This window comes from Nocardia sp. NPDC003979 (assembly GCF_053605015.1).
The window spans coordinates 776,241-799,414 of record NZ_JBSGIJ010000001.1 but is presented as its reverse complement, the minus strand read 5'-3'; the positions used below and the strand labels follow the sequence as shown (position 1 = coordinate 799,414).

Annotated in this window: 17 protein-coding genes; 12 read left to right on the top strand and 5 right to left on the bottom strand. The window is 67.9% G+C overall.

Annotated features, from left to right (window positions below; genetic code table 11):
* The first annotated feature begins 17 nt into the window (after positions 1-17).
* The 4 genes from ACWEVR_RS03545 to ACWEVR_RS03530 all read left to right on the top strand — a co-directional run bounded on the left by ACWEVR_RS03545 (position 18) and on the right by ACWEVR_RS03530 (position 3,265).
* The gene (locus tag ACWEVR_RS03545; RefSeq protein ID WP_452465666.1) at positions 18-806 is read left to right on the top strand and encodes an alpha/beta fold hydrolase; all 789 of its coding nucleotides are present in this window, start codon (positions 18-20) and stop codon (positions 804-806) included.
* A gap of 3 nt (positions 807-809) precedes the next feature.
* Positions 810-1,100: an MGMT family protein gene (locus tag ACWEVR_RS03540; RefSeq protein WP_452465665.1), complete on the top strand. Its 291-nt coding sequence runs from the start codon at positions 810-812 to the stop codon at positions 1,098-1,100.
* A 60-nt stretch (positions 1,101-1,160) separates the two neighbouring features.
* Positions 1,161-2,897, top strand: coding sequence for an NTP transferase domain-containing protein (locus ACWEVR_RS03535; RefSeq protein ID WP_452465664.1), 1,737 nt, complete (start codon positions 1,161-1,163; stop codon positions 2,895-2,897).
* A 218-nt stretch (positions 2,898-3,115) separates the two neighbouring features.
* Positions 3,116-3,265, top strand: coding sequence for a hypothetical protein (locus tag ACWEVR_RS03530; protein WP_157104805.1), 150 nt, complete (start codon positions 3,116-3,118; stop codon positions 3,263-3,265).
* A gap of 50 nt (positions 3,266-3,315) precedes the next feature.
* On the opposite strand, the gene ACWEVR_RS03525 is transcribed toward ACWEVR_RS03530, so the two are convergent.
* Genes ACWEVR_RS03525 through ACWEVR_RS03510 form a run of 4 tightly spaced genes read right to left on the bottom strand, consistent with a single transcriptional unit; the run spans position 3,316 to position 8,688 of the window.
* Positions 3,316-5,313 (bottom strand): dipeptide ABC transporter ATP-binding protein, encoded by a 1,998-nt coding sequence (locus ACWEVR_RS03525; RefSeq protein WP_452465663.1) that lies wholly within the window; start codon positions 5,311-5,313, stop codon positions 3,316-3,318.
* On the bottom strand, positions 5,310-6,149 hold the full coding sequence (locus ACWEVR_RS03520) for an ABC transporter permease (RefSeq protein WP_452465662.1): 840 nt from the start codon (positions 6,147-6,149) through the stop codon (positions 5,310-5,312). Before ACWEVR_RS03520 ends, ACWEVR_RS03525 begins: the two co-directional genes overlap by 4 nt.
* The gene (locus tag ACWEVR_RS03515; protein ID WP_357151196.1) at positions 6,146-7,105 is read right to left on the bottom strand and encodes an ABC transporter permease; all 960 of its coding nucleotides are present in this window, start codon (positions 7,103-7,105) and stop codon (positions 6,146-6,148) included. The genes ACWEVR_RS03520 and ACWEVR_RS03515 overlap by 4 nt, the downstream gene beginning before the upstream one ends.
* Entirely contained in the window at positions 7,102-8,688 is a 1,587-nt protein-coding gene (locus ACWEVR_RS03510; protein ID WP_452465661.1) for an ABC transporter substrate-binding protein, read from the bottom strand. The genes ACWEVR_RS03515 and ACWEVR_RS03510 overlap by 4 nt, the downstream gene beginning before the upstream one ends.
* Before the next feature lie 98 nt (positions 8,689-8,786).
* On the opposite strand from ACWEVR_RS03510, the gene ACWEVR_RS03505 reads away from it, so the two are divergent.
* The 4 genes from ACWEVR_RS03505 (at position 8,787) to mtnC (ending at position 14,265) form a co-directional block, all read left to right on the top strand.
* Positions 8,787-11,141: an arylsulfatase gene (locus ACWEVR_RS03505; protein WP_452465660.1), complete on the top strand. Its 2,355-nt coding sequence runs from the start codon at positions 8,787-8,789 to the stop codon at positions 11,139-11,141.
* A gap of 135 nt (positions 11,142-11,276) precedes the next feature.
* Positions 11,277-13,004, top strand: coding sequence for an S-methyl-5-thioribose-1-phosphate isomerase (mtnA, locus tag ACWEVR_RS03500; protein WP_452465659.1), 1,728 nt, complete (start codon positions 11,277-11,279; stop codon positions 13,002-13,004).
* Positions 13,001-13,570 (top strand): 1,2-dihydroxy-3-keto-5-methylthiopentene dioxygenase, encoded by a 570-nt coding sequence (locus ACWEVR_RS03495; RefSeq protein ID WP_452465658.1) that lies wholly within the window; start codon positions 13,001-13,003, stop codon positions 13,568-13,570. The genes mtnA and ACWEVR_RS03495 overlap by 4 nt, the downstream gene beginning before the upstream one ends.
* Positions 13,567-14,265, top strand: coding sequence for an acireductone synthase (mtnC, locus tag ACWEVR_RS03490; protein WP_452465657.1), 699 nt, complete (start codon positions 13,567-13,569; stop codon positions 14,263-14,265). The genes ACWEVR_RS03495 and mtnC overlap by 4 nt, the downstream gene beginning before the upstream one ends.
* 58 nt (positions 14,266-14,323) lie before the next feature.
* On the opposite strand, the gene ACWEVR_RS03485 is transcribed toward mtnC, so the two are convergent.
* Positions 14,324-15,868, bottom strand: coding sequence for an alanine/glycine:cation symporter family protein (locus ACWEVR_RS03485; RefSeq protein WP_452465656.1), 1,545 nt, complete (start codon positions 15,866-15,868; stop codon positions 14,324-14,326).
* Positions 15,869-16,295: 427 nt separating this feature from the next.
* Between ACWEVR_RS03485 and ACWEVR_RS03480 the strand changes: the two genes are divergently transcribed.
* From ACWEVR_RS03480 to narI, 4 genes are read left to right on the top strand one after another with little or no spacing between them, the layout of a single operon-like run.
* Complete coding sequence (locus ACWEVR_RS03480) at positions 16,296-20,006, top strand: nitrate reductase subunit alpha (RefSeq protein ID WP_452465655.1); 3,711 nt, start codon at positions 16,296-16,298, stop codon at positions 20,004-20,006.
* Positions 20,007-20,017: 11 nt separating this feature from the next.
* Positions 20,018-21,712, top strand: a complete 1,695-nt coding sequence (narH, locus tag ACWEVR_RS03475; protein ID WP_452465654.1) for a nitrate reductase subunit beta — start codon at positions 20,018-20,020, stop codon at positions 21,710-21,712.
* Positions 21,709-22,389: a nitrate reductase molybdenum cofactor assembly chaperone gene (narJ, locus tag ACWEVR_RS03470; RefSeq protein ID WP_452465653.1), complete on the top strand. Its 681-nt coding sequence runs from the start codon at positions 21,709-21,711 to the stop codon at positions 22,387-22,389. The genes narH and narJ overlap by 4 nt, the downstream gene beginning before the upstream one ends.
* Positions 22,386-23,141: a respiratory nitrate reductase subunit gamma gene (gene narI, locus ACWEVR_RS03465; RefSeq protein WP_067491549.1), complete on the top strand. Its 756-nt coding sequence runs from the start codon at positions 22,386-22,388 to the stop codon at positions 23,139-23,141. The genes narJ and narI overlap by 4 nt, the downstream gene beginning before the upstream one ends.
* Positions 23,142-23,174 lie beyond the last annotated feature (33 nt).

Genomic DNA, 23,174 nt, shown 5'->3' with positions numbered 1-23,174 from the left:
GTGCGCGACCGGCCACAATGGCTGTCGTGTCGTCGCTTCATGTAGAACGTTTCGGCCCCGCCGACGGTCCCGTCGTCCTCGCCCTGCACGGCCTCACCGGCCACGGCAACCGATGGGAAACCCTCGCCACCCGGCATCTGCCGCAGGCCCGGGTGATCGCTCCCGACCTGCGCGGACACGGTCGTTCCACCTCTTTGCCGCCGTGGGATATCGATACCCTCGCCGCCGATGTGGCCGCACTCGTGCGGGCGGAGACCGACGGCCCGGTCGTCGTGGTCGGGCATTCGTTCGGTGGCGCGGTGGGCATCTATCTGGCGCGGGCCCATCGCGAACTCGTGCGCTCGCTGGTGCTGCTGGATCCGGCCATCGGGATCGACCCGAAGCTGATGGAACAGGTGGCCGCCGCCGACCTGGCCTCACCGGATTACACCGATGTCGACGAGGCGCGTTCGGACAAGCAGGTGAGCGCGTGGGGCCCCGACGAGGTCGACCCCGCCGAACTCGAGCGCGAGCTCGCCGAGCACCTGGTGCCCGCCGAGGGCGGCCGGGTGCGGTGGCGCACCTTCCAGCCGGCGATCACCTCGTACTGGGGACAGCTGGCCCGCCCGTTCGTGCTGCCGCCCGCCGACGTGCCGACGGTGCTGGTCCAGGCCGCCAAGGTGCAGCCGCCGTACGTCACCGCCGAATTCCGTGGTGCGCTGGCCGCCGAGCTCGCCGATTTCACCGCTCACGACTGGGATTGCGACCACATGGTCCCGCAGGCCCGTCCCGCCGAGACGGCCGCGCTCATCGCGTCGGTGCTGTAGCCCGTGCCCGCGACGACCGACGACCAGGTGGAGCGGGTGCGCGCCCTCGTCGCCGCCATCCCACCCGGTCGCGTCGCCACCTACGGCGACCTCGCCGCCGCCGTCGGCCTGTCCTCACCGCGCACGGTCGGCTGGATCATGCGCACCGACTCCTCCGACCTCCCCTGGCACCGCGTCGTCCCCGCCTCCGGCCGCCCCTCCCCCCACCTCGCAGGCCGCCAGCTCCGCCTCCTCGCCGAGGAAGGAGTCTCCATCACCGACGGCCGCATCGACCTGCGCACCGCCCGCCTCTGACGATCGGGTCGGGGCCGGCGCGGATAGCATGGCCGACATGTCGACTACTTCGCTGGTCTCATGACCGATGCCGATGCGATCGTGCTGGCGGGAGGACGGGCCAGCCGGATGGGTGGGGTCGACAAGCCCGGGATCGTGATCGGTGGGCGGTCGATGCTCGAGGCGGCGCTCGGGGCGGTGAGCGACTGCGGTGAGGTGGTTGTCGTCGGTCCGCCGCGACCCGAACTCGACGCGCGGATCAAGCAGGTGCGTGAGGTGCCGCCGGGGTCGGGGCCGGTGTCCGCCATCGGCACCGGGCTGGCCGCGCTCGGGCCCGAGTCGGCACCGTGGATCGTTGTGCTCGCGGCCGACATGCCGTTCCTGACGCGCGACACCGTGCGCGAATTATTGCTCCGCGCAGCCGAATCCACCGCCGAAGCGGTGTTCGCCATCGATGCGTCGGGGCGCCCGCAGTACCTGGTCGGCGTGTGGCGGCGCACCGCGCTCACGGCGGCGCTGGCAGGCCTGGACGCCCTGGTGAACCAGCCGATGAAGGCGATCATCCCCACCGAGACGGCACTGGTCGAACTGCCGGGCACCACCGACTGCGATACCGAGGAGGAGGTGCGCCGGGCCCGCGAGTCCGTCGACAACGACGCCCGCCTCGACCTCACCGAAGCCAGGAATCGCATCGCAGGCGCACTGACCCCGTTGATCGCCTACGACGCCGCTTTCGCCGACGTACCCGGCGCCGCCCTGGCCGAACCGGTGATCGCGGCGGGCGCGCTACCGCGCTTCGACGTCTCCGCCATGGACGGCTACGCCGTGTGTGGTGACGGCCCGTGGCGACTGCGCCGCGATGTCGGATTCGCCGGTGGCGCAAGGCCGCTCGGGCTGTTGCCCGGTGAGGCGGTGCGGATCGCGACCGGTGCGCACGTGCCCGACGGAACCACCTCCGTGCTGCGCGACGAATTCGCCGTCGTCACCGGCGACGACCTGGCACGGCGGCCCGACACCCCGATCCGGGGCGATGTGCGGCGCAGCGGCGAGGACCTGCGGGTCGGTGATCAGGTCGCACCGGCGGGCACCCGGGTGACGGCGGCGCTGCGCTCGGCCGCCGCCTCGGTGGAGGTGACAACGGGTTCGGTCCGTGGGCCCGTCCGAGCGCGAATAGTGATGACCGGTGACGAGATCCGCAGCACCGGCCCGCTGCAGACCGGCCAGACCCGCGACTCGATCGGCCCCGTCCTGCCGGACCTGCTCACCGGCTGCGGTGTACGCGTGGTCGACCGGGTGCACCTGCGCGACACCGCGCACAGCTTCGACGACATGCTCACCGCCACAACCGGTCTCGATCTGCTGGTCGTGGTCGGTGCCACCGGTGGCGGCGCCGCCGACCAGTTGCGTACCGCGCTGGCGCGCACCGGTGCCCGCATCGTCGTCCCGAGACTCGCCCTGCGCCCGGGTGGTTCGACCGTCGTAGCCGAATTGCCCGATGGACCAACGGTTCTCGGCCTGCCCGGTAATCCCTTCGCCGCCATCGCCGTACTACTCGCCCTCACCCCGGCGATCGTCGCGGCCCGCACCGCCTCGGCGCCGCCGCGCACCGTTGTCGGCCCGCTGCACAATGCCGCCGAAATCGCCGCCCCCGTCACCCGCATCACGCCCGCGCGCTACGCCCCCGGCGGCGGCTGGATCGGTGACCCGAATATCCGCACCGCTCACCTGGGCGGTCTCGTCGACCGCGACGGACTGGTCGTCGTCGGACCATCGGCCGAAGACGGCGACCTCGTGGAATTCCTCCCGCTCCCGAGTTGAAACAATGTCGCCCGAATTACCGTCGGCGACTGCCGAAAATGCCAGGACACGCCGAATATCCGCTGGTAGGAATGCTATTTATCGTTCAACTCTACCGCTGCGACGACTCGATGCCTATCGTTGAGCAAGTCAGGCGTACCCCGCCTCGAAAAAGGCGGAATTACGCCGGACATCCGAATTAGGCGAAGTATTCATCCCTCGGAAAGGACCGTGTGGAGATGGCTGAGAAGTCGAAGAAAACGCCGAAAAAGATGCCCAAGCAGATGCCCCGCCAGCAGCAGGAGCAGCGGCAGGAGCAGGACTCGCAGCGGATGACGCGAGCAGGCCAGGATGATCGGCGCGAGCCGCGCCGCCCAGGCAGCCACTGATCCACGCGCGTCGACGAGCCGCCGGTACCGGTACCGGCGGCTCGTCCGCGTCAGGCCCCGATCGGCAGGGCCGCGTCACGTCCCCGGCGAGCCGTCGACGGATCGGGCGCGGGGACCGCGTCGAGCAGGCGACGGGTGTATTCCTGCGCTGGTGCCGCGAACACCGCGCGTGCCGCACCGGTTTCCACGATCCGGCCCTCTCGCAGCACCAGGACGCGGTCGGCGACCTGATGTACCACGGCCAGGTCGTGACTGATGAACAGGCTCGCGAATCCGTATTCGGCGCGCAGATCGGCGAACAGGTCGAGCACCTGCGCCTGCACCGAGACATCGAGCGCACTGGTCGGTTCGTCGGCCACCAGCAGCCGAGGCGCCAATGCCAGCGCCCGCGCCAACGCCACCCGCTGACGCTGCCCACCGGACAACTCGGCAGGCCTGCGCTCGGCGTAGTCCCTCGGCAACCGGACCGACTCGAGCAGATCGCCCACTTTCGAGTACAGCAGCGCCCCCGAAGCGACTCGATGCACCTGGAGCGGTTCACCGATCGCGTCGGCGATGCTGCGTCGCGGGTCGAGCGAGGCGCTCACATCCTGATGCACCAGCGCCACGTGCCTGCGCAACCCGCGCAGCTCCCGCCGGGGCAACCCGGTCAGGGACACACCCTGTAGCCGCACGGTCCCCGAGGTCGCGGGCACCAGCCCGAGCGCGGTCCGCCCGAGTGTGCTCTTGCCCGAACCGGACTGCCCGACGATGCCGAGTACCTCGCGTGGACTCAGCGTCAACGAGATGTCGTGCAGCGCGGGGAATGCGGCACCACCGTGCCGACCGGGATAGACCACGGACAACTCGTCGATCCGCAACACCTCGCGGTACTCCGGTCCCGGTACGCCCCCGCCCTTCTCGGCGACGACCGCCGGTTTCCGTGCCACCACCCTCCGCAGCGCCCGCTCGAGACCCCGAGTAGCGCGACCCGCCGCACCATCGGAATCGAGGCCGGCTTCCCTGGCCACACCATCGGACTCCGCAGGAAGGGCTGGAGCGGTACCGTCCCCAGTGCCCACCAGGTCGGCCGCGTCGGCACCGGCATCGAACCGCACCGGGTCGGGGCTTTCGGTGCTCGAAGCGTTCGGGACGACGTCGGCCTCGTTCGCACCGCGAGTCGGGATCACCGTCTCGACTGGCTGGACCTCGGGCACGCCGTCGGGGTCGCCGACGTCGGGCGCCACCGCTGCCCTACCGCGCGCCGAACGTGCCGGCAAGCGCGGAACGGACGCGAGCAGCGTGCGGGTGTACTCGGCCTGCGGTGCGGCGAACAGGTCGAAGACCGGTTGCTGTTCGACCACCTGTCCGGCCCGCAGTACCACCACTCGATCGGCGATCTCGGCGACCACGCCGAGGTTGTGGGTGATGAACAGGACCGAGGTGCCGCGGTCGCGGCACAGCGTGTGCAGCAGGTCGAGGATTTCGGCTTGCACGGTGACGTCGAGCGCGGTAGTCGGTTCGTCGGCGATGAGCAGGTCGGGTTCGCCCGACAGCGCGAGCGCGATGACCACGCGCTGCTTCTGCCCGCCCGAGAGCTGATGCGGGTACCAGTCGAGGCGTTCGGCGGCTTCGGGGATGTCGACGGCGGTGAGCAGTTCGATCGCGCGGGCACGGGCCACGGCCTTGTCGGTGACGCCGTGCGCGCGCAGGGCCCGCACGAGCTGGGTGCCGATCTTCTGCACCGGGTTGAGCGCGGTCTGGGGCTCCTGGAACACCATGGCGGCCCGGGTGCCGCGCAGGCCGCGCAAGGTCGCTTCGTCGGCACCGACGATCTCGGTCGAGGCGAGGGTGACCGACCCGCGCGCCCGCGCTGTCACCGGCAGCAGTCCGAGCGCGGCCCGCGCGGTGAGCGACTTCCCCGACCCGGATTCGCCGACCAGCGCGACGACTTCCCCGCGCCGCACCTGCAAGCTCACCCCGTGCACCACGGTCTTGTCCCCGAAGGCGACGACCAGATCGATGATGTCGAGCACGACATCATCGGACTCGCGCTCTTGCGTACTCATCCCGATCTCCTCGCGTTGCCCAGTGATTGGGCGATCAACAGAAACCCCAGCGTCAGCCCGGCGACGACGACCAGCGGCCCGACCGCCATCCACGGATTGGCGTCGAGGTTGCCGATGGATTCGCCGATCAGCGAGCCGAGCGAGGGATTCGGGGGCTGGACCCCGATCCCGATGAAGCTCATCGCGCCCTCGAGGAACACCGCGACCGACAGCGACAGCGCGAACTGCACGACGAGCGGTTCGACCGCGTTGGGCAGCACGTGTTTGCGCAGCGTCCACCAGGTGCCCGCGCCGATCACCTCGGATGCCTCGACGAAGGGTTGCTCGCGCACCGCGAGCACGGCGGTGCGGATCTGACGACCGAAGATCGGGATCTCGGCGGCCACGATGACGATCACCACCGCGTGCCAGCCCGGCCCGGTGATCGCGGCGAGGGCGATCGCGAAGATCAGCGACGGGAAGGCCAGCACCAGGTCGAACAGGCGCTGCACGGTGACATCGGCGAAAGGGTGCACGGTGGCGGCGAGCCCGATCAGCGAACCGATCACCGCGGCGAGTGGCACCGCGAGTGCCACGATGAGCAGGTCGACGCGGATTCCGGCCAGCACGCGCGCGGCGACGTCGCGGTTGAGGTGGTCGGTGCCCAGCCAGTGCTGTGCGCTCGGGCCGAGCAGGTTGGCGGACGGTATCTGCGCGAGCGGGTCGAAGGGGCTCAGTACTGCGGCGAACACACCGGCGAGCGCGATCACGCCGACCAGGAGAACACCGGCCAGTCCCTGTCCACTGCGCAACGCGGCCGCTCGCCGCGCGCGTGTTTCCGCGATTGCGACGGTCACGATCGTCCCCCGATCCGGACTCGCGGGTCCAGCCACGCATGGGCGAGATCGGTGAGCAACTGGATCACCACGAACACCGCGACGGCGAGCAGCAACAGCACCTGCACCACCGGATAGTCGCGGCGGCTGATGCCCTGCTCGATGAGCTGGCCGATCCCCGGCCACACGAACGCCGCCTCCACCAGCACCGCCCCGCCGAGTAGCTGACCGGTCTGCAGGCCGAGCACGGTGAGCGAGGTCGGCAGTGCGTTGCGCAGCGCCCCGCGCGTGACGATCTCGCGGTGATCGACACCGAGCGAACGTGCCGTGAGGACATAGGGTTTGGTGAGCTCGGTCCGCAGGGACTCGGTGAGGAACCGGGTCAGCGCCGCCGCCACCGGCAGTGCGAGGCAGATCGCGGGCAGCAGCAGATACTGCACCGCGATATCCGGCCGGGCGATGAATCCGTCCGGCGGCACCCCGCCCGAGGGCAGGATGGGGATCGCGACGGCGAACACCAGCACCAGCAGTGGTCCCACCACGAAGGTCGGCAACGCGACGGCGATCGTATTCGCCGCCGCCACCACGGTATTCAGCCAGCGACTCGGCCACAGCACCGAGGCCAGCGACACCGCGAGGCTCACCACCACGGCGAGCACCAGCGCGGTCACCGTGAGCACGAGGGTATTGGTGAGCCCGCGACCGACCAGGTCGCTGATCTGCCCACCGATGAGGTAGGACCGGCCGAGGTCGAGGGTGACCAGATCGCCCAGCCAGCTCAGGTATTGCACGGGAATCGACCGGTCGAGACCGAGCTGATGCCGGATGGCCGCGACGGACTCGGGTGTCGCGTCGTTGCCCGCCAGGATGGTGGCCGGGTCGCCCGGCACCAGGCGCAGCAGCAGGAAGATCAGCACGGACGCGCCGAACAGGACGAGCAGCGCCGAGGGCAAGCGGTGCAGCAGGTAGCGCGTCATGACAGGAAGGTGTCGGTGAGTACGGGTTCGCGGCGCTTGGTCCAGGCGAATCCGTGCACCGTGTTGCTGGTGGAGTACTGCTGGAAACGCACACCGATTTCGATCAGGAACAGCCCTTCGAGCAGCTGATCCGTCACGGCCCGGTAGGCGCGCACCGCGTCGGGCCCGGTGCCCTGCGGCAGTTGCCATGCGGCATCGGCGGCCGCGGTGTAGGCCGGTGACTCGTAGCGAGAGGCGTTGCGGCGGGCGTTGAACGGGTACGCACTCACGGTGAGGGTCGACGGCACGAACTGTGCCCACGAGTGGTCGGTCACCCACAGCCCGCGGAACTGCTGGCCGGTCAGTTGTTTCACGAAGGCTGCGTTGTCGATCGGGTCGAGATCCACCTCGATGCCCACCTCGGCCAGGTTGGCCTGCACGATCTGGGCGGTCGCCTCGAACCCGGGCGCGAAAGTCAACGGCAGGCGCGGTGGCTTGGTCACCTGGGCCAGCAGCGCCTTGGCCTTGCCGATATCTCTGCCGTACCTGGTGTTGAGCGACTCGTCGAACGCCGGAGAATTCTTCGGCCACGGCACATTCAGTGGATAACCCGCGCCGCGAAAGACCTCGGTGACGATCCGTTCGCGGTCCAGCGCGTAGGCGATGGCTTGCCGCACCCGCACATCCGCCAGCGACGGTTCGGAGACATTGACCCCCACATAGGTCTGCAGTTCGGCGCCCTCGAGATTGTGCACTGTGAAACCGCCACCGTTGGACAGGTTTTCGGCGTCGCGGAAGGTCAGTTCACGCGCAGCGGCGATCTGACCGGTCTTCAGCGCGTTCAGCAGAGCCTGTGGATCGGGGACGATCGAGACCTCCACCCGGTCGAGGTAGGGACGATCCGGGATCCAGTACCCGGCGTTCTTGGCGAAGATCAGCTGTGAATTCGGAATTCGCTGTACGAAGGTGAACGGTCCGGTGCCGATATAGGTTTCACCGGTGCCGAGTTTGTCGGCGGTTTCGCTGTCGAGAATAGGTACCGTATCGAGCAGATCGAAGATGTTGCTCACCGGATGGGCGAAACGCAGGACGATCCGGGTGGGCGAGACGATATCGAATTCGGTCACCGCGGCGGCGGTCGACCGCAATTGCGCCGACCATTTGGGGTCGGCGTAGGTGCGGATCGAGAACTCCACATCCTTGGCCGTGAACACCCGCCCGCTGTGGAATTTCACGTCGTCGCGTAGGTCCAGACTCACCGAGCGGCCGTCGGCGGCGAGTTGCCAGGCCTTGGCCAGCAGCGGCTGTGGTTCGAGCGAATCGTTCGGGTAGCGGATCAGCGATTCGTAGACCAGGCCGACGAGCACCGGGGTGGCGGCGGTATTGGTGAGCAGGTTGGCGGGCACCAGGTCCTCGCGGATGCCGACCTTCAAGGTGCCACCGCGCACCGGCGTCGCGTCGTCGCCGCCTGCCTTCTGCTCCGAGACCGCGGAGGTGCACGCCGCGAGTGCGGCCCCACCGAAGATGGCCGCGGCAGCGATACCGCTGGTGCGCAGGAAATTTCGGCGATGGATACCGCCACGCGATGCATTGTTCGTTGACACGACAGCGACGCTAACAATGTGCGCGACACCGGTCACCGATTCCGCGCAGGCTGCATCTAACCCTGGTGACCAGCCATTTTGTCCAGTTCACTGCGGGAATGCCAGTTCCACCCCACGCACGCGGTTACGAATCCTTCGCAGGCTCGATCGGACGCACCTCCGCCGATTCCACGCCGAATTGGACCTCGCCGGCCACGGCGCCCGCCGGTGCGCCGAATATCGTCGTCGTCCTCGTGGACGATATGGGTTACAGCGACATCGGTCCGTACGGTTCCGAGATCGCCACGCCCACACTGGATCGGCTCGCCGCGACGGGTGTGCGCTTGTCGAATTACCACACCACTCCCCTGTGCTCGCCGTCGCGCGCCGCGTTGCTCACCGGTATCAATCCGCACCGCGCGGGATTCGGTTTCGTGGCCAATGCCGATCCCGGCTATCCCGGGCTGCGCCTGGAACTGGCCGACGATGTGCTCACCCTGCCGGAGATTCTGCGGGACAACGGATATGCCACTTACGCGGTGGGCAAATGGCATCTGGTGCGTGATGCCACGATGAATCCGGCGGCGCACCGGAGTTCGTGGCCGACGCAGCGCGGATTCGACCGGTACTACGGATCGCTGGAAGGCCTCAATTCCTTCTACTACCCGAATCAGCTGGTTTCCGACAGTTCGGTGGTGGATGTCGAGGAGTATCCGCCGGGCTACTACCTCACCGACGACCTCACCGACAAGGCGCTGTCCTACATCAAGGACCTGCGCGCGCACGACGCGACGAAACCGTTCTTCCTGTACTTCGCGCACGTCGCCATGCACGGACCGTTGCAGGCGAAGGCGCAGGACCAGGCGAAGTACCGCGGGCGATACGACGAGGGCTGGGACGAATTGCGCCGGAAGCGGTTCGCCGAGCAGTTGGCGCAGGGCCTGTTCCCGCCGGGGACCGAGCAGAAGCCGCGCAATACCGAGCCGGGTTACGAGGCGGCGGAATGGGATTCGCTGTCCGCGGCCGAGCAGCGGCGGTACGCCCGGTACATGGAGGTGTACGCGGGCATGGTCGACAGCATCGACCAGAGTCTGGGCCGCATCGTCGATCTGCTCGAGGAACTGGGCGAACTCGACAACACGGTCATCGTGTTCACCTCCGACAACGGCGGCACCGCCGAGGGCGGGCCGGAGGGCACCCGCTCCTATTTCGCCGAATTCGCCCACATCGACGACCCCGACTGGGTGGGCGATGTGCCCCACGACGAGGAACTGATCGGCACCGCGAAGCTCGGCGTGCACTATCCGCGCGGCTGGGGGCAGGCGTCCAACACGCCGTTCCGCTTCTACAAGGGGCAGACCTTCGCCGGTGGGGTGCGGGTGCCGCTGATCGTGTCGTGGCCGAAAGGCCTGCCGCGCAAGGACGACGACACCGGCATCCGGCACGAGTACGCCTATGTCACCGACCTGGCGCCGACCCTGCTGGAATTCGCCGGGCTCGACCGGCCTTCGGTCCGCAACGGCCTACCGGCCAAGGACTTCGACGGCGTCTCCGCCGCCGCCCTGCTCCGCGACGCCTGGGCACCGACCCTGCACACCGAGCAGTATTCGGAGATGACCGGTCATCGCGGCTTTTACCGCGACGGGTGGAAACTGCTCTCGCTCCACGAAGCCGGCTCCGACCTGGACGCACCCGACTGGCAGCTCTTCGACGTGCGCGCCGACCCGACCGAGCTGCACGACCTTTCCACACAGTATCCGGACAAGGCCGCCGAACTCGCCGCCGCCTGGGACGAATCGGCCTGGGCCAATACGGTTTTCCCGCTCCTCACCCGTGCCGACTTGTTCCGCAGGCGCCCGGAGGAGGCGCGGCTGGCCGACCCGGTGCGCCTGCTTCCCGGCACCCCGACCCTCGAGCGTTATCGTTCGCAACGGCTGATCGCCTACCGCGACTTCACCATCACCGCCGAACTCGGCGCGGCCGCCTCCCCCTCGCGAACCGGTGACCGATCCGTGCCCACCGGTTACCGGGACGGCGACGAAGGCGTACTCGTCGCCCACGGTGACCCGCTCGGCGGTTACCTGCTCTACATCGAGCACGGCGAGGTGGTGCTCGGCGTGAACAGTTACGGCCGCTATGCGTCGGTGGGCACACCGCTGCCGGTCGGCACTCGCTCGGTCACCGTCCGCGCCACCGTGCGTCCCCACCTGCGCTGGGACTTCGTCGTCGAAGCCGACGGCACACCCCTGGCCGAAATCACCGACCAGGTCCAGCTCGTCGGCATGGCGCCGTGGACCGGCATCTCCGTCGGCATCGACGCCCGCGGCCCGGTGTCCTGGGACCTTCGCGAACGCCGCGGCCCCTTCCGCTACACCGGCGCCCTCCGCGCCATCACCTACACACCAGGCCCGATCCAGGTTCCGCAGGCCACCATCGATGCGGTCGAACGCGAGGCCGAGTTCGTTGCCGAGTAGCGTCCGGACCGAGCCGGGCACGCGCTCCGGGCGGCTGATCACGCGTCTGTCCAGGTCGGGATCGGGTCCCGGCGGGTCGACCAGGTCGGATATCGTCTACCGGCGGAAAGACAGTCTCGCAGTGAGGACACCCCGATGGACGACAGTTCCCTGACCTGGGACGACGGTGCGCTCGTCACCATCGACCAGCGCGGGCTGCCGCACGAGGTGCGTGAGCTGCGGTTGACGACCGTCGATCAGGTGATCGACGCCATCACCACGCTCGCCATCCGAGGTGCGCCCGCCATCGGGATCGCGGGGGCGTTCGGCGTGGTCATCGCGACCCGCGCTCACACGAAGCTCGTCGACGCCGCCACCCCGGCCGTCTCGCGCGAAGCGGTGCGGGTCGGTCTTTCGGGCGGCGAAGTGGTCGACGTGGCGGCGGTGGAAGCCGAGGCGGATCGGATCGCGGCGGCGCGACCCACCGCCGTCAACCTGGCATGGGCGGTCGAGCGGGTGCGGGCACGGATTCCCGAGGGTGCCGACGCCGTACTGGCCGAAACCCTCGACATGCTCGCCGAGGACGGCCGGGTCAACCTGGCCGCCGCCACCCACGCCGCCGACCTGGTGCAACAGCTCTGCGGTGACCGGCCGCTTCGCCTGCTCACGCACTGCAACACCGGACGCCTGGCCACCAGCGCGGTGGGTACGGCCATCGGCGCGCTGCGGGTGCTGCACGAGCGCGGCGCGGTCACCGACGTGATCGTGGACGAGACCAGGCCGCTGCTGCAGGGTGCGCGGCTCACCGCGTGGGAGCTCGCCGAAGCGGGCATCCCGCACCGGCTCACCATCGACTCGGCCGCCGCGTGGGCGATGGCGACGGGCCAGGTCGACGCGGTGCTCGTGGGTGCCGACCGGATCACCGCCAACGGCGATGTCGCCAACAAGATCGGCACCTTCGGTCTCGCGCTGGCCGCGCGTCATCACGGCATCCCGTTCATCGTCGTCGCCCCGGAGTCCACCCGCGATACCGCGATGGCGACCGGCGCGCAGATCGTCGTCGAACAGCGGGCCGCCGCGGAGGTCACCGGGTTCGGTGGGGTCGAGGCCGCACCGGCAGGCACCGCCGTGTTCAATCCGGCCTTCGATGTGACACCGGCCGACCTGGTCACCGCGGTGGTCACGGAGAACGGTGTGGTCTACCGCAACGCGGACACCTTCGACGGGAACGGCCGCGCCGCGAGCTCGGAGAGCGACATGGCCGGACGCGCGCTCGCCGCCGTCGCTCGTCAGCTCTACGAGCGCGGCTGGATGCCCGGTACGGCAGGCAACATCTCGGTGCGATCCGGGAGCGACGATGCGCTGATCACCGCCAGCGGATTGTCGAAAGGCGAACTGACCGAGCGCGATGCGGTGCGCGTCCGCGTGGCCGACACCACCGCGTACCCGGGTCAGGACCGAAAACCCTCCGCCGAGACCAGCATTCACACCGCCGTGTACCGCACGCGCGATGCCGGTGCCGTCGTGCACGTGCACTCACCGTTCGCCACCGCCCTGGCGACCACCGCCCGGCCGGGTGACACCGTGCGGGTCAGCGGGTACGAACTCATCAAGGGTTTCGGGCTCGACGATCCGTCGACCGTGGATGTTCCGGTGTTCGCGAACTGGCCCGACGTCGCGCGCATCGGCGCCGACATCGAGTACTACCTGCGCGAGAATCCCGGTGCCGCACCGATTCTGTTCATCACCGGGCACGGCATCACCGCCTGGGGTGACACTCTTGCCCAGGCGCGTGATCGCGCCGAATGTCTGGAAGCACTGTGCGAGTTGATCGCCCGCACCGGACGTACCGACGCCACTCCTTTCGAGATCGGACCGAGATGACCCTGCTGCAAGTGATGGCGGCCGACAATGCCGCCGATGTCCGGGTGCGGACCACCGACACCGCCGAGATCGGTGCCCAGCTGTCGAAGCACGGCATCGCCTTCTCGCGCTGGGAGGTGCTCCCCGACGCCGCGACCACCGACTCCGACACCCTGCTCGCCCATTACGCGCCGCGGATCGCCGGACTGAACGCGTCGGGTCGCTACGAGCACATCGATATCGCCCGCATCCACCCCGACGACGACAACCCCGACTGGCCCGCCACGGCGGCGGGCGCGCGCACCAAGTTCCTCGACGAGCACCGGCACGCCGAGGACGAGGTGCGTTTCTTCGCCGCCGGTCGCGGCTGCTTCTACCTGCACATCGACGACGCGGTGCTGGCCACGGTGTGCGAGGCGGGCGACCTGCTTTCGGTGCCCGCGGGCACCCTGCACTGGTTCGACATGGGCCCCCGCCCCGATTTCGTCGCCATCCGCTTCTTCGAGGAGGCCGACGGCTGGATCGGTGATTTCACCGGCGACAAGATCAGTGCCGGTTTCCCCACCCTGGACGAGCTGCTCGCGTGATCCGCGCGATCGTCCTCGATATCGAGGGCACCACCAGCCCCACCGATTCGGTGCGCACCGACCTGTACGGCTACACCGAGCAGCATCTGCCCGCCTGGCTGGCCGAGAATGCCACCGGCGCAGCCGAATCCGTGATCGCCGCGACCCGCGAACTGTCCGGCGAGGCGACCGCCGATACCGCACGGATCGCCGAAATCCTCACCGGCTGGCTGCATTCGGATGTGAAGGCCGAGCCGCTGAAAGCCGCCCAGGGCGCCATCTGCGCGGAGGGCTTCCGCGCAGGCGACTTGCACGGCCGCTTCTTCGACGACGTCGCCCCCGCCCTGCGCGCCTGGCACGCCGAGGGTCACACCCTCTACATCTATTCCTCGGGTTCCGAACGCAACCAACGAGATTGGTGCACCTACGCCGACTCCGGCGACCTCTCACCTCTCATCACCGATCACTTCGACCTGGTGAACGCCGGCCCCAAACGCGAACCCGCCTCCTACGAAACGATCACCGCCCGCATCGCGGTCGCGCCGCACGAAACCTTGTTCCTGTCCGATCACCCGGACGAACTCGATGCGGCCGTCACCGCCGGTTGGCGCGTCGTCGGCATCCACCGCCCCGGCGAGCCGAATCCCCCACGCCCACCGCACAAGTGGGTCGGATCGTTCGCGGAGGTCGACCCCGACGCGATGACCGAACAGTAGGCCTCGGCGAGCACAAGGAAACGCACCGAGGTCCTGGTGTGGACCTCGGTGCGTCGAATCACTTGGCGACAGTGACCTTTTCGCGTTCGCGTTCCGGTTCGTAGGTCTCCCAGAAGGTGGCGTTGCGGATACCGAGTGCCTTCGGGTCGAAGACCGGGTCCTTGCCTTCCTTCTTCTGCTTCTCGTAGTCCCGTAGGGCCTTGTAGGCGGGCTGCTGGATGATGATGATGCCGATGATGTTGAGCCAGGCCATCAGGCCGACGCCGATGTCGCCGAGGGTCCAGGCGTCGGTGGCCGTGGACAGGGCGCCGACGGCGACCGAGATCAGGATGAGGGCCTGCAGGATCAGTGTGGTGTTGCTGCCGAGGGTGCCCCGGATGACGGGGACCGGGGTGGCGGCGCGCTTACCGAGCAGGAAGCGCAGGTTGGTGTCGGCCATGTAGTAGTAGGCGATGATCGTGGTCAGGCAGAAGAATGCCAGCGAGATCGCGACGAAGGTCGAGCCGAAACCACCCCACAGGGTGTCGACCGCGTGCTGGGCGTAGGCGGGGCCGACCGCGGCGTCCGAGGGCAGCACTCCACCGTCGGCCAGGACCTTGCCGTCGGCGGACTCACCCTCGAAGACCCGGTAGGCGCCGGTCGACAGGATCAGCAGACCGGTGGCGGTGCAGACGAACAGCGTGTCGATGTACACGGCGAAAGCCTGGACCAGACCCTGCTTGGCGGGGTGGGACACCTCGGCGGCGGCCGCCGAGTGCGGGCCGGTGCCCTGACCTGCCTCGTTGGAATACACACCGCGCTTGACGCCCCACATCACGGCCGCGCCGATGATCGCGCCGAACGCCGCGTCGGCGCCGAGGGCGCTGCGCACCACCAGGGACAGGATCTCCGGGATCTGGCCGGCGTTGGCGAACACGATGACCATGGAGATCAGGATGTAGCCCACCGCCATGAACGGCACGACGACCGCCGCGAAGGCGGCGATGCGCTTGACGCCGCCGATGATGACGAACGCGAGCACGATCACGGTGCCGAGGGCGACCACCCATTCCGACACGCCCCAGGCCTGGTTCATCGCGGCCGCCATGGAGTTGGACTGCACGCTCGGCATGAGCAGACCGCAGGCCAGCACCGTCACGGCGGCGAAGATCACCGCGTAGACCTTGAACAGTGGGGCGGCCTTGGTGTGCGACATCGCCCGGTGGAAGTAGTAGGCGGGCCCGCCACGGTACTCACCGGTGAGCGGATCGCGGGTCTTGTAGATCTGGCCGAGGGTGCACTCGACGAAGGACGTTGAGGCCCCGAGGAAGGCCACCGCCCACATCCAGAACAGCGCGCCCGGGCCGCCGAAGGCGATGGCGGTGGCGACGCCGGCGATATTGCCGGTGCCGATGCGCCCCGACAGCGACATCGCCAACGCCTGGAACGACGACACTCCGGAGGCGGACTTCTCGCCGCGCACCAACAGCCGCACCATTTCCGGGATCTGGCGGACCTGGACGAACCTCGAACGGATCGAGAAGTACACCCCTGCGGCCAAGCACAGATAGATCAACGAGTCGCTCCAGATATAACCGTTGATCGTGGTCAAGAACTCAGCCACTCGCTCGTACTCCCTGATAGCCATCGATGGACGTCAGACATGATCACATGTCCGGTAACCGGTGGTTAGCTGAGTACATATTGTTCGCCTGCCCGCCGCGCTCTCGGGCGCGGATCGAAGCGACGCAGGTCACTGTGGGTGTGTAAACAAATGTAAACCGTCCGAGAACCTGTCGTTTCCGAAGCATCACCGCGGCGGCGCCGAACCGCCTCGCGAGCGTCGGTAAAGGCCGGTCGGACGGGGGTTTCCCCTGGTCGTGGCGGGTGTAGTGGGTGAGCGTCGGATTACGGGGGTGACCAGCACATTTCGCCCACCTCACAACGCACAAAGGCCCGATCCGGGGTGTGAGAAGTTCGTTTTGCCCGGCGGGACCGCCTCCTTACAGTTGGCCTCAACAGCCCGATTTCACAAGCTCGAAGGGGGCGTCGTGGTTAATTCGCGCACTCATGGTCCGTCGCCCACCGATTTCGGTGACAGTCTGCTGACGCTCGGAAAATACTTTCAGCGCGGTGAGGTTTCCGCGGATCAGCGGTCGGTGTTCAAGGTCGGTGGGCGCGATGCCGACGCGTTCTACCGCGACCGGTGGTCGCACGACAAGGTGGTGCGCTCCACCCACGGCGTGAATTGCACCGGTTCGTGCTCGTGGAAGATCTACGTCAAGGACGGCGTGATCACCTGGGAGTCCCAGCAGACCGACTACCCCTCGGTGGGTTCGGACAAGCCCGAGTACGAACCCCGCGGCTGCCCCCGTGGCGCCTCGTTCTCCTGGTACACCTACTCCCCCGCCCGCGTGCGCTACCCGTATGTGCGCGGCACCCTGCTCGACCTGTACCGAAAGGCCAAGGCCGAGCTGAAGGACCCGGTGCTGGCCTGGGAGTCGATCGTCGAGGATCCGGTCAAGGCCAAGGCGTACAAGAACGCTCGAGGCAAGGGCGGGTTCGTCCGCGCCGAGTGGTGGGAAGCGGCCGAGATCGCCGCCGCCGCACACGTTTACACGATCAAGCAGTACGGTCCCGACCGCGTCGCCGGTTTCTCGCCGATTCCGGCGATGTCGATGGTCAGCCACGCGACGGGCGCGCGTTTCGTGTCGCTGCTCGGCGGCTACATGCTCTCGTTCTACGACTGGTACGCCGACCTGCCGGTGGCCTCGCCGCAGGTGTTCGGTGACCAGACCGACGTGCCGGAGTCGGCCGACTGGTTCGACGCGGGTTACCTCATCATGTGGGGTTCCAACGTCCCGGTGACCCGCACGCCCGACGCGCACTACATGACCGAGGCGCGGTATCGCGGCCAGAAGGTCGTGGTGGTCTCCCCCGACTACGCCGACAACACCAAGTTCGCCGACGAGTGGGTGGCCGCACGCCCCGGTACCGACGCGGCGCTGGCGATGGCGATGGGGCACGTGGTTCTCAAGGAGTTCTTCCTCGAGAAGCAGACCCCGATGTTCCTGGACTACATCAAGTCCTACACCGATTTGCCGTACCTGATCTGTCTCGACGAGGCGGCGGATCAGGGCGGCGCTCTACCCGGCAAGTTCCTGACGGCGGCCGATCTGGGCCACACCGACGAGAACGCCGCACACAAGCCGGTACTGCTCGATCAGGCCGGAAACCCGGTGGTGCCCAACGGTTCTCTGGGCCACCGCTTCAACGAGGCCGACGCGGGCAAGTGGAATCTCGACCTCGAAGGGGTCGACCCGCTGCTCACCCTGCTCGGCCATTCCGACGAGGCGCCGACCACCATCGCGCTGCCCCGCTTCGACACCGACACCGCCGCACCCATCATCCGCGGCGTGCCGACGAAAACCGTTGCGGGCAAACGGGTCACCACCGTCTTCGACCTGCTGCTCGCGCAGTACGGTCTCGGTCGTGACGGCCTGCCCGGCGAATGGGCCAAGGGTTACGACGACGCCGAGTCGCCTTACACCCCGGCCTGGCAGGAAACCATCACCGGCGTGCCCGCCGTGCAGGCCGCGCGCATCGGCCGCGAATTCGCCGACAACGCCGAACGTTCCGGTGGCCGCTCGATGATCCTGATGGGCGCGGGCACCAACCACTGGTTCCACTCCGATCAGATCTACCGCGCGTTCTTCACCCTCACGCTGCTCACCGGCTGCCAGGGCAAGAACGGCGGCGGCTGGGCCCACTACGTCGGCCAGGAGAAGTGCCGCCCCGTAACCGGCTGGGCCACACTGGCTTCGGCAAGCGACTGGCAGCGCCCGCCGCGTCAGATGCAGGGCACCGTGTTCTGGTATCTGACCAACGACCAGTGGCGCTACGACCCGTTCACCTCGGACTCGTTCGCGTCTCCGCTCGGCAAGGGCAAGTTCGCCGGCCGCACCGCCGCCGACAACATCGCGCTGGCGAGTCGTCTCGGCTGGATGCCGAGCTACCCGACGTTCAACCGCAACCCACTGGACATGGCCGACGAAGCAGCCGCCGCGGGTAAGACCCCCGGTGAGCACGTCGTCGACGGCCTCAAGTCCGGTGACCTGCGTTTCGCCTGCGAAGACCCCGACGCTCCCGAGAACTTCCCGCGCGTGCTCACCGTGTGGCGGGCCAACCTGCTCGGCTCTTCGGGCAAGGGCAACGAGTACTTCCAGAAGCACCTGCTCGGCTGCGGCTCCAACCTGCAGACCACCGACGCCACCGGCGTGCGCCCGCAGGAGCTGGAATGGCGGGAGGAAGGCGCCGAGGGCAAGCTGGACTTGCTGCTGGCCCTTGACTTCCGCATGACCAGCACCACCCTGTTCGCCGACATCGTGCTGCCCGCCGCCACCTGGTACGAGAAGCACGACCTGTCCTCCACCGACATGCACCCCTTCGTGCACGCCTTCTCCCCCGCCATCTCCCCGCCGTGGGAGGCCAAGACCGACTTCGAGGCGTTCCACCGCATCGCGCGCGGGTTCTCGTGGCTGGCCGAAAAGCACCTGGGCACTAGGAAAGACATCGTCGCGGTGCCGTTGCAGCACGACTCGCCGGATGCGCTGGCGCAGGCGGGCGGCAAGGTGCTGGACTGGAAAGCCGGTGAGTGCGAACCGATTCCGGGCAAGACCATGCCCAAGATCGTCGAGATCGAACGCGACTACACCAAGATCGCCGAGAAGCTCGCGGCGCTCGGCCCGCTGGTCGACACGCTCGGGGTGACCACCAAGGGCATCACGACCTACCCGGACAAAGAGGTGGCCTACCTCGCGGGCAAGAACGGCACCGTGGTGTCGGGGATCGCGGCCGGGCGGCCGTCGCTGGCCAAGGACACCTTCGCCGCCGAGACCATTCTCGCGCTGTCGGGCACCACCAACGGGCGTCTCGCCGTCGAGGGTTTCCACCAGCTCGAACGCCGCACCGGTACGAAACTTGCCGACCTCGCCGCCGAGGCCGAGGGCAAGCAGATCACCTTCGCCGACACCCAGGCCCGGCCCGTTCCGGTCATCACGTCGCCGGAGTGGTCGGGCAGCGAGAGCGGTGGCCGCCGGTACTCGCCGTTCACCATCAATGTCGAGCGGAACAAGCCGTGGCACACCCTCACCGGGCGTCAGCACTTCTACCTCGACCACGACTGGATGATCGAACTCGGTGAGCAACTGCCGATCTTCCGTCCGCCGCTGGACATGTCGGCGCTGTTCGCGGAGCCGAGCATCGGCAATGTGAGCGGCAACGGGCTCACCGTGCGCTACCTGACCCCGCACTCCAAGTGGTCCATCCACTCGGCCTACCAGGACAACCTGCACATGCTCACGCTCTCGCGTGGCGGTCAGACGATCTGGATGTCGGATGTGGATGCCAAGAAGATCGGTGTCGCCGACAACGATTGGATCGAGGCGATCAACCGCAACGGTGTGGTCGTGGCCCGCGCGATCGTCTCGCACCGCATGCCCGAGGGCACGGTGTTCATGTACCACGCCCAGGACCGCGCGGTCGACGTGCCGCGCATCGAAGGCGCCGAGGACACGACACCGCAGGCCAAGGGCAAGCGCGGCGGTATCCACAACGCCCTCACCCGGGTGCTGATCAAGCCCTCGCACCTGATCGGCGGCTACGCCCAGCAGTCGTTCGCGCTGAACTACCACGGCCCCACCGGAAACCAGCGCGACGAAGTCACCACCATCCGCCGCCGCAACCAGAACGTGGAGTACTAAGCATGCGCGTAATGGCTCAACTTGCGATGGTCATGAACCTGGACAAGTGCATCGGCTGCCACACCTGCTCGGTCACCTGCAAGCAGGCATGGACCAATCGCGGTGGCACCGAATACGTCTGGTTCAACAATGTGGAAACCCGTCCGGGACAGGGCTATCCGCGCCAGTACGAGGACCAGGAGAAGTGGAAGGGTGGCTGGACGCTCAACAAACGCGGCAAGCTCACCCTGAAGTCGGGGTCGCGGTTCAAGCGGCTGATGAACATCTTCGCCAACCCCGATCTGCCGACGGTCGACGACTACTACGAGCCGTGGAGCTACGACTACGACAACCTGCTGTCGTCGCCGCCCACGGACACCACTCCGGTCGCGCGGCCGAAGTCGCTGATCACCGGTGAGGACACCAAGGTCACCTGGGGTGCCAACTGGGACGACGACCTGGGTTCGGGCCCCGAGCAGGTCGGCAAGGACCCCCTGCTCGGCAAGCTCGAGGACAAGGTGAAACTGGAGTTCGAAGAGACCTTCATGTTCTACCTGCCGCGCATCTGCGAGCACTGCCTCAATCCTTCGTGTGCCGCGTCGTGCCCGTCGGGCGCGATCTACAAGCGCGAGGAAGACGGCATCGTGCTCGTCGACCAGGACAAATGCCGTGGCTGGCGCCAGTGCATCACCGGCTGCCCGTACAAGAAGATCTACTTCAACCACAAGACGGGCAAGGCGGAGAAGTGCACCTTCTGCTACCCGCGCGTGGAGGTCGGCATCCCGACCGTGTGCTCGGAAACCTGTGTGGGCCGGCTGCGCTACATCGGTGTGATGCTCTACGACGCCGACGCGGTGCTCGAGGCGGCGCAGGTCACCGACCCGCAGGATCTGTACACCTCCCAGCTCGGTGTATTCCTCAATCCGCACGACCCGCGCGTGATCGCCGAGGCGGAGAAGGCCGGTATCTCACCGGAATGGATTGCCGCCGCCCAGGATTCGCCGGTGTACAAGCTGATCGTCGACTACCAGCTCGCGCTGCCGCTGCATCCGGAATACCGCACCATGCCGATGGTCTGGTACGTGCCGCCGCTCTCGCCGGTGGTGGATGTGCTCACCGAGACCGGCCACGACGGCGAGGACGCGCGCAACCTGTTCGGCGCCATCGACGCCCTGCGCATTCCGATCGGCTACCTGGCGGAGCTGTTCACCGCCGGTGAGATCGGTCCGGTGCGCGCCTCGCTGCAAAGGCTGGCCGGGATGCGGGCATTCATGCGGTCGGTGAACCTCGGTGAGGAACCCGATTCGGGTATCGCGCCCTCGATCGGGCTCGAGCCCGAGGAGATCGAGGCGATGTACCGATTGCTTGCGATCGCCAAGTACGAGCACCGCTACGTGATTCCCAGCGGCGCGACTTCCCGTGCGCACGAACTGGATTCGCTGGCCACCGGGTGCAGTCTCGACACCGACGGCGGGCCGGGCATGACGGCGTTCGACCAGGTGGTGGAGAAGTTCTCCCTCGCCGACACGAATCAGGCCGCGCCGGAGGAGAAGTCGGGGCGGATCAACCTGCTCAACTGGGACGGTCGCTCCACCGCGGGTTTGCTGCCCGACAACGGCAACGGCAACGGCAACGGCAACGGTCACACCGGCAACGGCGCCGGATCCGGTGGTGGAGGCAATGGCGCCGCCACCACCGACCCGGCCGTCAGCGGGGTGCCGCAATGAGTTTGCTCTCGATCCGCCGGCGTCCCGAGCCTGTCCTCGCTCTGGCCGAGCACGAGCGTCGCATGGTCTGGCGCCTGGCCGCGCTGCTGCTGGACTATCCCGGCGAACACACCCTCGCCCTGCTCGACCAACTGTCCTCCGCCGCAGCACAATTGCCCGACGAAGTGCGCGGGCATTTCGATCCGGTACTCGCCTACCTGCGCGACACCCCGGACATCGAGGTCGCCCAGAGCTATGTCGAGACCTTCGACATGCGCCGCCGCGCCAGCCTGCACCTGACGTTCTACGCTTACGGCGACACCCGCAAACGCGGCATGGCACTACTGCGTTTCAAGCACGCCTACCGCCAGGCCGGTGCCGAACTCGGCGACGAGGAACTGCCCGACCACCTGCCGGTGCTGCTCGAGTTCGCCGCCACCGTCGACCCGATCGGCGGCGAACGCCTGCTCGGCGAACACGTGCCGGTACTGGAGCTGCTCCGGTTGTCACTGGGAGACAACAACTCCCCGTACTCGGGTGTCCTCGCGGCCGTCCTGGCGACCCTGCCACCGGTGACCACCGCCGACCGCCGCCGCATCGCCGAACTCGCCGCCCAGGGCCCGCCCGAGGAAGAGGTCGGCCTGGAACCCTTCGCCATGGACCCCGCCCTCTTCGACGCCGCAGAAGGACGCCGATGAACGCCACCATTCCGCTCCCCGAAGGCCTGTGGCTGATCCTGCCCTACATCGCCGCGACTTCCTTTGTGCTCGGCCATGTCTGGCGCTACCGGTTCGACCAGTTCGGGTGGACCACGCGGTCCTCGCAGATCTACGAGTCCAAACTGCTGCAGCTGGGCAGTCCGCTGTTCCACTTCGGCATGCTCGGGGTGTTCGGCGGGCATGTGATGGGCCTGCTGATTCCGCAGTCGTGGACGGCGGCGCTCGGGATCTCCGAGCACACCTACCACCTGGTGGCGGTCGGCGCGGGTTCCGTCGCGGGCCTGATGGTGGTGGCCGGCGTCGCCATCCTGTGTTACCGCCGCATCGTCGTGCCCGCCGTGCGCAAGGCGACCAGCCGCAACGACATCATGATGTACACGCTGCTCACGTTGGCGCTGGTCACCGGGCTGCTCAACACCTGGGGCTCGAACCTGCTGTGGGGCACCTACAACTACCGCGACACCGTGTCGCCGTGGTTCCGCAGTCTGTTCACCATCGACCCGGAGCCGGGGCTGATGGTCGGCGTGCCGTGGACCTTCCAGCTGCACGGACTGGTGGTGCTCGCCCTGGTCGCGGCCTGGCCGTACACCCGGCTGGTGCACATGTTCAGCGCGCCCATCGGCTACCTCACCCGCCCGTACATCGTGTACCGGCGCAAGGAAGTGGACACCAAGGACAAGACCCGTTTCGCCAAGGCCTGGGACGCGCCGGTGACTCCCGATCGCTGGTAGGTCACCTTTTCGCCCGGTGAGCGGGCGATACCG